This is a genomic window from Paenibacillus sp. JT31N7, assembly GCF_059692095.1.
Genome location: NZ_JCAUAT010000002.1, coordinates 449,209 through 461,061, shown reverse-complemented (window position 1 = coordinate 461,061; position 11,853 = coordinate 449,209). Strand labels below are relative to the sequence as shown.

At 55.6% G+C, this 11,853-nt stretch carries 12 protein-coding genes; 10 read left to right on the top strand and 2 right to left on the bottom strand.

The annotated features are described in order from the left end of the window. Nucleotides 1-249 precede the first annotated feature (249 nt). Both AC58P5_RS12380 and AC58P5_RS12375 read left to right on the top strand, forming a co-directional pair. Nucleotides 250-471 carry a Spo0E family sporulation regulatory protein-aspartic acid phosphatase gene (locus tag AC58P5_RS12380; RefSeq protein WP_497386822.1) on the top strand — a complete coding sequence of 74 codons (222 nt, stop codon included), beginning with the start codon at nt 250-252 and terminating at the stop codon, nt 469-471. A 12-nt stretch (nt 472-483) separates the two neighbouring features. After that, nucleotides 484-663 carry a hypothetical protein gene (locus tag AC58P5_RS12375; RefSeq protein WP_497386820.1) on the top strand — a complete coding sequence of 60 codons (180 nt, stop codon included), beginning with the start codon at nt 484-486 and terminating at the stop codon, nt 661-663. 228 nt (nt 664-891) lie between these two features. Here the strand turns inward: AC58P5_RS12375 and AC58P5_RS12370 are convergent, their stop codons facing one another. Both AC58P5_RS12370 and AC58P5_RS12365 read right to left on the bottom strand, forming a co-directional pair. After that, complete coding sequence (locus AC58P5_RS12370) at nt 892-2,565, bottom strand: fibronectin type III domain-containing protein (RefSeq protein ID WP_497386818.1); 1,674 nt, start codon at nt 2,563-2,565, stop codon at nt 892-894. 948 nt (nt 2,566-3,513) lie between these two features. Beyond that, nucleotides 3,514-4,491 carry an aldo/keto reductase gene (locus tag AC58P5_RS12365; RefSeq protein WP_497387574.1) on the bottom strand — a complete coding sequence of 326 codons (978 nt, stop codon included), beginning with the start codon at nt 4,489-4,491 and terminating at the stop codon, nt 3,514-3,516. Between the two features lie 228 nt (nt 4,492-4,719). On the opposite strand from AC58P5_RS12365, the gene AC58P5_RS12360 reads away from it, so the two are divergent. From AC58P5_RS12360 to AC58P5_RS12325, 8 genes are all read left to right on the top strand, one after another. After that, nucleotides 4,720-5,208: a DinB family protein gene (locus AC58P5_RS12360; RefSeq protein ID WP_497386816.1), complete on the top strand. Its 489-nt coding sequence runs from the start codon at nt 4,720-4,722 to the stop codon at nt 5,206-5,208. A gap of 592 nt (nt 5,209-5,800) precedes the next feature. Beyond that, nucleotides 5,801-6,118: a hypothetical protein gene (locus AC58P5_RS12355; RefSeq protein ID WP_497386814.1), complete on the top strand. Its 318-nt coding sequence runs from the start codon at nt 5,801-5,803 to the stop codon at nt 6,116-6,118. Nucleotides 6,119-6,124: 6 nt separating this feature from the next. Then, nucleotides 6,125-6,661 carry a GNAT family N-acetyltransferase gene (locus AC58P5_RS12350; protein ID WP_497386812.1) on the top strand — a complete coding sequence of 179 codons (537 nt, stop codon included), beginning with the start codon at nt 6,125-6,127 and terminating at the stop codon, nt 6,659-6,661. A gap of 75 nt (nt 6,662-6,736) precedes the next feature. Then, nucleotides 6,737-7,534: an inositol monophosphatase family protein gene (locus tag AC58P5_RS12345; protein WP_497386810.1), complete on the top strand. Its 798-nt coding sequence runs from the start codon at nt 6,737-6,739 to the stop codon at nt 7,532-7,534. Nucleotides 7,535-7,607: 73 nt separating this feature from the next. Beyond that, nucleotides 7,608-8,465 carry an SDR family oxidoreductase gene (locus AC58P5_RS12340; RefSeq protein WP_497386808.1) on the top strand — a complete coding sequence of 286 codons (858 nt, stop codon included), beginning with the start codon at nt 7,608-7,610 and terminating at the stop codon, nt 8,463-8,465. A 528-nt stretch (nt 8,466-8,993) separates the two neighbouring features. Then, nucleotides 8,994-11,117 (top strand): BglG family transcription antiterminator, encoded by a 2,124-nt coding sequence (locus AC58P5_RS12335; RefSeq protein ID WP_497387572.1) that lies wholly within the window; start codon nt 8,994-8,996, stop codon nt 11,115-11,117. A 26-nt stretch (nt 11,118-11,143) separates the two neighbouring features. Then, nucleotides 11,144-11,587, top strand: coding sequence for a PTS sugar transporter subunit IIA (locus tag AC58P5_RS12330; protein ID WP_497386806.1), 444 nt, complete (start codon nt 11,144-11,146; stop codon nt 11,585-11,587). Beyond that, nucleotides 11,584-11,847, top strand: coding sequence for a PTS sugar transporter subunit IIB (locus AC58P5_RS12325; protein ID WP_009671516.1), 264 nt, complete (start codon nt 11,584-11,586; stop codon nt 11,845-11,847). The genes AC58P5_RS12330 and AC58P5_RS12325 overlap by 4 nt, the downstream gene beginning before the upstream one ends. Nucleotides 11,848-11,853 lie beyond the last annotated feature (6 nt).

The window sequence follows — 11,853 nt, the reverse complement described above, 5'->3', positions numbered from 1 at the left end:
GCAAGTACATAAGATCGTACAATTGGGGCATGGCTGGGGAAATTAACCCGGCAAATGTAAAGGATAGCGGCAGTAAAGGCATTCCCGGTTTTTCCGGGAGTGTCTTTTTTTATGGCCGAAAGAGTTTACAAAGAAGAGAAAGAGTAATGTCATTCGGAAGAAATACTATAATTTAACAGAAGGATGTAAAATATGACAAGAAGAGTGTTAAAGTCAGGCTTTACATATGATCAATAGGAGAGTATGAAGATGGATGACATTCATCAACATATTGAAGAAATTCGTAGTGAAATGATGCGGCTGGCCGGGGAATACGGATTTTCCGATTCCAGGGTTTTAAGCAAATCGCAGGAATTAGACCGAGTGTTGAATAACTATCAGCGGGAGAAATACAAAATCGAGCAAAGTTATTCGGGTATTATCCATCTGAAACTCTCTTCTGTAACGAGTTCCGCCGAATTTATGAATTAGGAGAATATCCGTATGCCTGCTTCGATCATGGAATTGTTTAATTCTGAACAGCTCATCATTGTGGTGTTTTTGATGTGGGTACTCATAAGCGCCATGTTTATGGTCTTTCATCTGGACGGTAAAAAAAACAAGCGTACGCGTGATGACGTGGATCGGAAGCAAGAAGAGCCGCCTGATCACAAGCATCGCTAAAATGAATAAAGGCGGCTTTGATAACAAAAATCCGCTCAAAAGCGGCCCTGGATAAATAAGAGCCTCCTTTCTGCGCTTCGATCCTGTTCGAGCGCTTATTTGTGCTTGTGCTGGAACGCGTATCCGGGATTGCCCATTTGGCGCCGCTCAGCCCAAAAAAGCGGTTACCGCTGCGCGAAAGGCGCAAGGGTAACCGCTGCTTGTAAGGTGCCGTTATGCCGCTTTCGTTTACGGAGTCAGCTTCGGCAGTGTAGGAATGGTCTGGTTGCAGTCGCCTGCCAGAGGCAGGTTGCGGCACACATACTGGCCTGCGCTGTTCTCGGTGGCGCCGTCCGAAGGGGCGGGCAGATGAACACGCTGCTTCCACAGCTGCCAGAGCATGAAGCCGTCAAACGACTTGCCTTTGTTTTTGACGTATTTGACGAGCGTTTCCACGTTGTAGTAAGCGGAAGCGACGTTGTTCTGGCCGTTCAGCATCTCGGCGTCATAAACGGTTCCCGGCGCCGCATTCAGCTTCAATACGGCCCCGCCGGAGCCCTCGGGCGCAATCTGCAGGCCCATGTTGATCGTCCCGCCGTAGATAGCGCGGTACGCTTCGTAGCCTTCGCGCGGATCGTAATAGACGCCGCCGTCATAGGACATGAGGTTGATCATGTCGATTTTGCTGCCGTGGTCTTTCACGATGCGGTACATCGTGCCGCCGAACGGCGAGCCGTACTGCACTTTGCCTTCTTCGAACGGCGTGCCTTTCACGTAATAGGCTCCCGTGGACCAGCCGGCGATGGAGATTTTCAGCTTCGCGCCCCGTGCCTTGATTTCGTTGTACAGGCTGTTGATAATGCCGGCGATTTCGGCGTCTTTGGAACAGCTGAACGATTCGGCTGCGGCTTTGTTGCAGTTGCTGCCGCTAGACTCCCAGTCGATATCCACGCCGGAAGCGCCTAGATCGAGTGCAAGATCGACGACATGCGGGGCGTTGAAGTTCGCCCATTGGGTGCCTTGGCTGTAGGACCAGCCGCCTACGGAGAGCCACGTATCCGTTCCGCGCGCATCCAGTGCGGCGATGTTGCTGCGCAGATCCTGGGACTGCTGCGGCGTAAACTTCAGCTGGCCGCGGCCCGTAGAGGCGCCCTCGACAAATTCAAAGCCCGCAACCTCCTGGTCGAAGGCGTAGGAACCTTTGACATACTTCGTATCCGGTCTGGCGAAAGACAGGTTGACATCCGTGACGTAATTCGGGATATTCTCCAGCTTCAAATCGTAGATGCTGGTGTTCCAGGTGCTGGCGTAGGCGACGTACCTGCGATCCGGGGAAGGGGTGGTTCCGCCTTCCGGTGTCGTCACGCTGACCGGAGCGCTTGCGGCCGAAACGTTGCCGGCCGCGTCCTTGGCCTTCACGGTAAAGCTGTAGGCCGTCGAGGCGGTAAGGCCGGTGACGAGGGCTGTCGTTCCCGTCACGCTGGCGGCAAGAGCCGTCCCCTGATACACGTCGTAGCCCGTCACGCCGACATTGTCCGTCGAAGCCACCCATGACAGGGAGACGCTTGTGCTCGTGGAGGCGGTTGCCTTCAGCCCGGCAGGAACGGATGGCGCCTGCGTGTCCGTCGTTCCACCGGTTGAGCCGCAGTCGCTCACATACTTCCAGGCGCCCCAGGCGTTCGCCGTGTTGGGCTGTTCTCCCTGCGTCCACCACTTGGCTTCGAACGTTTTGCCCGAATAGGAGACTCTTTTGCCGGCCGTGTAGGCGGTTGTAGAGTTCCAGGCGGGGTCTTGGCATGCCGCTGCCGCCGTGCCGGCCGCATTAGCCTGGCTGGAAGCCAGAGCAGGCACAACACCGAGGCCAAGCGTGAAGGCGAGGGCGAGGTGAATCATTTTTTTTCGGGGAGTTGCGTAAGTAGTCATCAATCGGACGCTCCTTTTAATTGAAATAAGTGCGGGATTCAGCGGATAAGCGGGTTGGTCGTGCCTCCTTTCCATAGGGGCGAGGGCTTTACAAAATCGCGTATAGACATATACCCTCGATAAATGTAAACGGTTCCAATCTCGCTTTTATTATCCCATGACGGCTCGTCCCGATTAAGGATAAAAACCTATCATGGAGGGGGGAATTTCGATAAAGTCTGTTTAGTGGTAAAATATTCCTCGTATAAAGGCGGATTAAGGCGGCGGCAGCAGCGAAGTTTGTCGGGGCATGTGGGCCATTTTCACAGGGGTTTTTTGGAGAGAGAGGAGCGGATAAATTGACTAGTGGGAAAATCATTTACTGGATAACGGAGCTTCTCCTTCTTGCGGGTTTGTTCTATTTGATAAGAGTTTATTTAAGCGTTTATCTGGTGCGGTCCGTGGGCCTCTCGGATTGGCAGGCTACTCAGGTTGTATGGATCAGTCTACTCGTGTGTTTACTCGTTTGCGCGACGATCGGCATCCTTCAGGGACTGCGGACATATCTCAAAAAAAGAGGAAAGTTTTAACCGATAAGCTTTCAGGGGGAAAAGGATGATCAAAGGCGAAGCCGATATCCGGCAGGTGATCGACGCTGACGAAGACGGGTACAGACACACAAGCCCGGCTTGTTCGCTAAGAAGCTGGAATGGCAGGTAATGCCCGACAGCGGTGATTTTGGAGGTGTTATTATGGTTAAACTGATTGCACAGTGTCTCCTAATAGTTGTCGCTGTGCTAATTATTGTCGGAATTGTTCGTTTCATAAACGGACAGGGCTGAAAACGGCCCAAAGCCTGCTAAACCTATTTTATATTCTTTTCCGTCGGCTCGGCCGAGCTGGAGCCCCTTCTTTTTGCATAAAAAAACCTCCGGAGCTGCCAAAGCAGACCGGAGGTTCCGGAAGCGTTTAAGGAAGGAAGCTTCCTCTTGCGCTGACGTAAAGCGAATACCATTCTTCGCGGGTCATGAGCTCCGCCTGGCGCTCCGCGTCCCGGCAGGCGGCAATGCGCTCCGCGTTGGCCGTGCCGATTACCGGCTGGATCATGGCCGGATGCCGCATGAGCCAGCCGAGTACGATGGCCTCGCGCGTGGTCTCTTTCTCCTCCGCAAGCCTGCCGACGAGCTCCGCCGTCTTGCGGATGTGCTCCGGCTCCGAGTCCCCGAGGTTGCCGGAGAATTTTCCTTGGGCCAGCGGGCCCCATGCCTGAATCTGGATGTTCTCCATCCGGCAGTATTCCAGCAGCCCCTCGGAGAAGTTCACCGAAGTGCCGGCCTTCTGGTTCACATGAACCCCCTGGTCGAGCCAGTCGTGGCGCGCCAGACTCATCTCCAGCTGGTTGACGGCCAGCTGATCGGGCAGCGCGCGCTGCAAGAAGCGAATCTGGGCGGCGCTCATGTTGGACACCCCGAAGTAGCGGACTTTCCCGGCGGCTTTAAGACGCCCGAACGCTTCCGCGACTTCTTCCGGCTCCATCAGCGGATCGGGTCTGTGCAGCAGGAGGACGTCGAGATAGTCGGTGCCGAGACGGCGGAGAATCCCCTCGACGGCTTCGCCGATATAGGCTTTGGAGAAGTCGTAACGCCCCGGAACGCCCCCCTCCGCAAAGCGGATGCCGCATTTGGACTGGATCACCATTTCCTCGCGCAAGCCCGGCTTGTTTTTGAGAATGCGGCCGAAGGTTTCTTCCGCTTTTCCCCTTGTATAGATATCGGCGTGGTCGAACATGGAGATTCCGATAGATAGAGCGGCTTCGACGGCTTTCTGCGCCTGCGCTTCATCTTCTTTGGTCACCGGATCGGAATTCCAGCCTCCGCCGAAAGGCATGCAGCCCAGTACGAGGCGGCTGGCGTTCAGGCCGCGGTTTTTTAACGGCAGTATGTTCATCATCATTCCTCCTGTTGTAGGCACTATGCGGCAGACGTATGTACGTTGTTCATTATACCGAATGCGGAGTAGAGTGCCAAAAAAGAAAAGGGAAGGTCCCGGGAATTCACCGGAAGGCTCCTTTCCCTTCGTGCCTCGCGCAGCGTATGGAGCCGCGTCGTTGGAGATCGAGGACCTCTTTGTATTATACTGATAAAGAAAGTAGTTCCTTAAAGGAGGCTGACTAGTATGTTTGTAAGTCTGGATGAGTTTCAGCAAGAATGGAAGCATGAGGCTTCGTTGACCCTGAAAATTTTAAATACCTTAACGGACGAGTCGCTAGGCCAGAGCGTCGCGTTGGACCACTTCTCCCTCGGAGAGCTTGGGTGGCATTTGTCTCAAGCCATGTACGGCATTTTTTCGGCGGTAGGCTTGAAATTCGAGGGACCGGAGCGAGGCGCGGGAGTTCCCGAGTCCGCCAAAGAAATTGCCGATGTCTACGAGCGGACAAGCTCGAACCTGCTCCGGGCAGCGAGCGAGCAGTGGACGGACGAGACGCTGAAACAAAGCATTACGCTGTTCGGCCAGGAAACGACGATTCATGCCGTCATGCGCATGATTATTCAGCATCAGGCTCATCACCGGGGCCAAATGACGGTTCTTATGCGTCAGGCGGGCTTGGTTGTTCCGGGCGTTTACGGCCCGAGCAAGGAAGAACGTGAACAGATCGGTAAATAATGAGCTTGGAGCAAGCCCGAAGTAAGCCTGGGGCAAGCCTGAAGCAAGCCTGAAGCAAGCCTGAAGTAAGCCAGGAGCAAGCCTGAAGTAAGCCAAGAGCAAGCCAAGAGCAAGCCAAGAGCAAGCCATAAGCAGGACCTACATAGCTTTGCCGGAGGCAGTGGACATAGCTTCTATATGTAAACATCAAGTGAGTTTCGCTTGGTGTTTTCTTTTTAAACCGGAACAAAATGAAAAGCGCGGAGGACCGCTAGCAGGCCCCGTCCATTTACACCCCGCGTGATTGATCCGCTTCATGCGGCACTACACCGTACGCCGGGAGATTTATGTGGTGAGATACAGACAACGTGTGCATGAAATGCACGCGTTTTTTTGCGTCTCCGAGATGAATCGACCCGCTCACGACCCACCCAGGAGCCGCCCAGGAGGAGTTTCTTTAGGTGGGAAATAGGGAAGAAATCGGCAAATCGCTTTTTCTGTTTACCTTTTTTTAACGGAAATTTTCTTTTTCGAAAAGCATTTTCAAATGAGATCAGGGATGCTACTCTAACAGAAGGATCAACTTACAAATGATGGGAGGTAAAGGCTCGCCATGCCTAACGACAAGGTGACGGAATCCGCGAGCGGTGGGAACCGGCTGCTTTCGTGGCGCTATTACGCCTTATTTTTGCTGCTTACCGCCGGGCTTGAAATTACGGCTTTCCGCCTGGGAAGGATGTCCTTTACGGATGAGCTCACGGGTTACCTCGTCATGACGGGGCTGCTTGCTTTAAGCGTACTGCTGGCGGTATTCACCTTCGTTTTCGGCCTGCTGACCTGCCTGCAGAACAGACAGCACCTGCTTATTGTGCCGTGCGCTCTTCTGACCGCCGGTTTATATCTGGCCATAATCAGATGGGAAGGAATGTGATCTGAAATGATTCGACTTGCGTATTTCGGGAAAGAGGATTTCGACCGGCTCATCGAATGGAGCGGGGACGAGGCTTTTCTGCTTCAATGGGCGGGGCCCCAGTTTAAGTACCCTCTAACCGCACCGCAGCTGGAGACTTACATGGAAGGGGCCAACGATCCCGAACAATCCGATCGGCTCATCTACAAAGTCATCGATGCGGAAACGGATCTGCCGGTGGGCCATATTTCGATCGGAAACATCGACCGGGATAACCGCTCCGCAAGAATCGGCAAGGTGCTGGTGGGCCATACGGCCCGGCGGGGCCGCGGGACGGGGCAAGCGATGATCCGCGAGGCGCTCCGGATCGGGTTTGAAGAGCTCCGCCTTCATAAAATGACGCTCGGCGTTTTCGATTTTAACGAAGCGGCGATCCGCTGCTACGAGAAGGAAGGCTTCGTTAGAGAAGGTTTTATCCGGGACGCGAGAAGAATGGGAGACACGTACTGGAATTTGATCGAAATGGGCATTTTGGAGAACGAATGGCACGGACGCGGCCGGTAAAAAAATCGGATGACAGGTGCCTGTAAACAAGCCTGGTCGGATAGGCGGACAGATAGAGCGGAGGGGGAGAAGGAAGTGGAAGACATTCTGCGCGCAGCGAAGAAGGTGGCGATCCAAGCCGCTTTGCAAGCCGGACAAGAAGCGAAGAACCGGTTTGAGAATATCAACAGCATTCTGGAGAAGGACGATTTCGGCGACGTTGTAACGGAGGTGGATCACCTCGCGGAGGAAATTATTTTGACCCATATCGCGAAAAGCTTTCCCGATCACTGCGTGGACAGCGAGGAAATCGGGCACAACGGCAGGCAGAGCGACTGGATGTGGATCGTGGACCCGCTCGACGGGACGAACAATTACGCGATCGGCCTTCCGCTTTTCGCTACGTCCATCACGCTCATGCATCAAGGCACACCCGTGCTGGGCGTCATTTACGAACCGATGGTGGACAGGCTGTTCCTCAGCGCGGCGGACAAAGGATCCTTCTGCAACAATATCCGCATTCAGGCCAAACCGTGCCCGTCCATTCAGCGCGGCACGATCGGCTGGATTCAGGGGCACAAGGTCCAGAACGAGGCGCGTGCCGTTAAGCTCCGCCATCATCTGGATGTGAGGTTCAAGCGGATGATGAGGGTGTGGGCGCCGACTCTCCAGTGGTGCATGCTCGCCAAGGGAGACCTCGACGGCATCGTTCTCTACAATTCCGAGGGGACCGATCTGTATTCGGGCATCCTGATGGTACAGGAGGCGGGGGGACTCGTCATGGATTATGAGGGCAAGCCGTTCAGAGGAATGAGCCCGGAGCCGTATCTCATTGCCTGCCATCCGGCGCATAAGGAGCATTTTTTGAAAACGGTGGCCGAAGGGCTGGTCTGACCGGTTAAGCAACTGATATCGGCCATCCGGCTGGACACGATTTATTCCAAAATCCAATGAAGGCGGGCTGCAGATGAAGCATAAAATCATAATGGTAACCGGAGCCAACTCCGGGATGGGTCTCGCCACAACGATTGCCCTGGCCCGGCAGGGGGCGAAGGTCATTATGGTATGCCGCAGCGAAGAGCGGGGGAAGAGCGCTCTCCGGGAAGCGATAGCGGCCAGCGGTTCCCGGGAAATCGAGTTGATGCAGTGCGACCTAGGTTCGCTCCGGAGCATCCGGTCTTTTGCCGCGGATTTTAAGAGCCGCTACGATCATCTGGACGTGCTGATCAACAATGCGGGCGTCGTGTCGCTCAAGAGAGAGACCACTTCCGACGGATTCGAAGTCATGATGGGCGTTAACCATCTGGGCCATTTTCTGCTGACGAATCTGCTCCTGGGACCTCTGAAGCGGGCGGAGCAGGGCCGGATCGTCGTCGTTTCCTCCGGCGCGCACAAAATCGGCAAGATCCGCTGGGAAGACCCGTATCTGACAAAGGGATACACGGTATGGACGGGGTACGCGCAGTCCAAGCTGGCGAACATTTTGTTCACCAGGGAGCTCGCCACCCGGCTGAAGGGGACCGCCGTCACGGTGAACGCCCTGCACCCGGGAGCCGTCGGCACCCAGATCGGCGTGGACAGGAGCACGGGCTTCGGCAAATCGGTGCTCGCCATGCTTCGGCCGTTCTTCCTTACGCCCGCGCAGGGTGCGGAAACGGCGGTCTACCTGGCTACCAGCGATAACGTGGAGTGCGCTTCCGGCGAATATTTTTACAGGAAGAAGATCGCGCCGGTGTCCGCACGTGCCAAAGACAAGGAGCTTGCCGCGAAGTTCTGGGCCTGGAGCGCGCGGGAAACGGGGCTGCAGCCTTCGGAAACGGAGTGACGCGGTCGGATACGGATTAACGCCGATACGAGCAAGCAGGGTGCAAGGACGATCCCATTGAGAGGCAAACTAGATATAAGCAGGATGCAACCAAGATGCAACCAAGAGGCAGCAAGAGGCAGCAAGACTACTTAAACAAGATGACGGCGCTACACCGATAGACCGTACAAGACCGTACAAAACAGCGCAAGATTCAACTGAACATAACAGTACCGTTAGTACGTGACAGTACGGCGTGCACATGACAGTAAAGTGGAGTACATGGTGGAGTACATGATCGTACAGGACAAGTCCTGCTTTAATAGAACCGGCTTCCATAAAGCGGCCAGGAGCGGATGCTTCCGGAGCCGTTTTTTTGCGTGGGCAGGAGTCGGAGCCGGATACCGACCTTGCGGATGGTTTCATTCCGTTAGAATTCATTTTTGCACAAAGGAGCCTCCACGAATTGAACTGTCTTTCGTTTATTGTCCCTGGGTATAATCAAATCAAACAAAGAACCACACTAAACGGCAAAGGAGTTGATGCCGTATTCTGGACGAACGCAGTACCCGGATTTTGACGCTGCTGCAGCAGGCAGCCGATTATGTATCTCTGGAAGAACTGATGCAGAAGCTCGGCATCTCCAGACGAACCGTTTATTACGATATGGAAAAAATCAACGACTGGCTGAAAACGATCCCTCTTCCGCCAGTCGAATATGTCCGGGCGGCCGGTTACTATTTGCCGGATGAAAGCCGTAAGGGCATTCCGCAGCTGTCCGGACAGCTTCCGGTCCAGCAATACTACTTGTCTCCGCGAGAGAGGCTGGCCTGGCTGGCCGTGCATCTGTTATCGCCGACGGACGGATCGCTTTTCGTCCACCACTTGACGGATCTCCTGCAAGTCAGCCGGGGAACCGTGCTGAAGGACTTAAACATCGTCCGGCCGGAACTGGAAGCCCTGAAGCTCAAGGTCGCTTACGACCGCAAGCAGGGCTACCTGGTCCGGGGGGAAGAGAGCGACAAGCGGAAGGCGCTCACCTACTACTTCGGGCAAATTTTCGGAAGCGTGGGCTGGGAGCAGGCGCTCAACCGGAGCGAAGATCCCGGCAGTCTTGACCGGGTGCTGGACTTATTCCCGCCGATGAAGCCGGATCACCTGAAGCGGGTTTACCGGCTCATCGCCGACAGCGAACGCACACTCGGCGTGGAATTGACGGACGAGATGGTGTTTAACCTGACCACACGCTTCCTTCTCTATACACGCCGAATCCAGAACAAGCAGCTCATCTCGATCGACGAAGATGAGCGGAGCGTGCTGGGGCTCATGCCGGAATACGAGGCAGCGGCCCGCATAGCGGAAGGCCTCGGCGATTTGTTCGACACCGCCATACCGGACGAGGAAGTCGCGTATTTTACGATGCACCTGCTCGGCGCGCGCGTCAACCGCATGGAGCAGATGACCGGCTCCGAGGAAGTGATCGACAAGCTCCGCGATGCGGCCAGGGGAATGACCGACGCTTTCCAGCGTCACGCCTGCGTGTTTCTGCCGAACCGGGAAGCGATGGAAGAGAATCTGCTCGTTCATCTGAAGCCGGCGTATTACCGGATTCTGTACGGGCTGGAGCTCGATAATCCGCTCCTCGGCAACATCCGCTCTAAGTACGGGGAAGTGTTCGAGCTGACGCGGCGCTCCGCGGCCCCCTTCGAGGAGCTTGTCGGACGCAGGCTCGACGATGACGAGATCGGCTACCTCGCCATGCATTTCGGCGGCTGGCTGCGGAGGGAAAATACGCAGCCGGTACAGAGGCGCCAGGCCGCCATCGTCTGCGTCAACGGCATTTCCGCTTCGCGGATGCTGAAGTCCCAGCTCGAAGATTTGTTTTCGGCGGTGGACATTACGGCGATTCTCTCGCTGAGGGATTACGAAGCGTTTGAAGAGGAGAGCGTCGATTTTATTTTCTCGACGGTCCCGCTTCCGGACAGCAGCGTCCCCGTGTTCGTCGTGAATCCGATTCTCAGCGATAAGGACAAGGAGCATCTGCTGAACCAGATCAACACGGTCGTCGGCCGCAAGTCACGGGCCCAGGCCAGCTCGGTTCAGGCCCTGCTCGACATTGTCCGCAAATACGCGAAGGTGACGGATGAAGCGGGGCTCGCGGAGGAACTGAACCGCTACATGTCCGTGGGGAAAACGTGGCTGAGCGAAGCCCGCAAGCCGTCGCTGGCCGACCTGCTCACCGGACCGATGGTCCGGGTGGAGGAAGAGGCCGCCGACTGGCGCTCCGCCATCCGCGAGGCGGCCCTGCCTCTTCTCGAGGACGGGCGCATCGAAGAGGCCTACATCGGGGCGATGATCGCCAAGGTGGAGGCGCTGGGCCCTTACATCGTCGTGGCTCCGGGCATCGCCATCGCGCACGGCAAGCCGCAGGAGGGAGTAAAGCGGCTGGGAATCAGCCTGCTGCGGCTTGCGAAGCCCGTAGCCTTCTCCGGAGAAGCCCGCCATCAGGTTCAGGTGATCCTGGTGCTGGCGGCGATCGACGGAGAATCGCATCTCAAAGCGCTGTCGGAGCTGACGCTCCTGCTCAGAGAACAAGATAGCCTGACCCGGCTGAAGAACGCCGGGACCAAAGAACAGATATTACAGCAGATACAAGCAGGTCCCCGCAGTTAGATTACCGGATTTGGGAGAGATGAGAGATGAAATTTTTAGAACCGTCATTGATTGCACTGGATGTCGAAGCCGAGACGGCGGAAGAAGCGATCCGCCTGGCGGGAGGACTGCTGGCAGACGCGGGAGCCGCGGAAGCGCGCTACGCCGAAGCCATGGTGGACTCCTACCGGGACAAAGGCCCGTACTTCGTCCTGGCGCCTCATATCGCTCTGCCGCACGCCCGTGCGGAAGACGGAGTGAAAGAAGCGTCCGTCTCGCTGCTCCGGCTGAAGAAACCGGTCGAGTTCGGCCATGCGGCCAACGATCCCGTTCAGCTCGTATTCGCACTGGGCGGGTCCACGAGCTCCGAGCATATCGCCATGCTGCGCAAGCTGACGATTTTGCTGAGCAACCCGGACAATGTGGAAGCGTTCAAGCAGGCAGCCGATGTAGATACTATCCAACAACTTATTAGGGGGAACGAACAATGAAAATTTTATGCGTATGCGGTCTTGGACAAGGAACCAGCCTGATTTTGAGAATGAATGTAGAAAACGTGCTGAGCGGCTTGGGCGTAAGCGCCGATGTGGAGCATACCGACGTATCCACGGCATCCGGCACGGCGGCGGAGTACATCATTACGAGCAATGAACTGGCACAGAGCCTGCAAGGGCACGCGGCCAAAATCGTGATCGTCAATAACTATTTTGACAATGACGAAATCAAACAAAAACTGGAAGAAGTGCTGTAACCCATT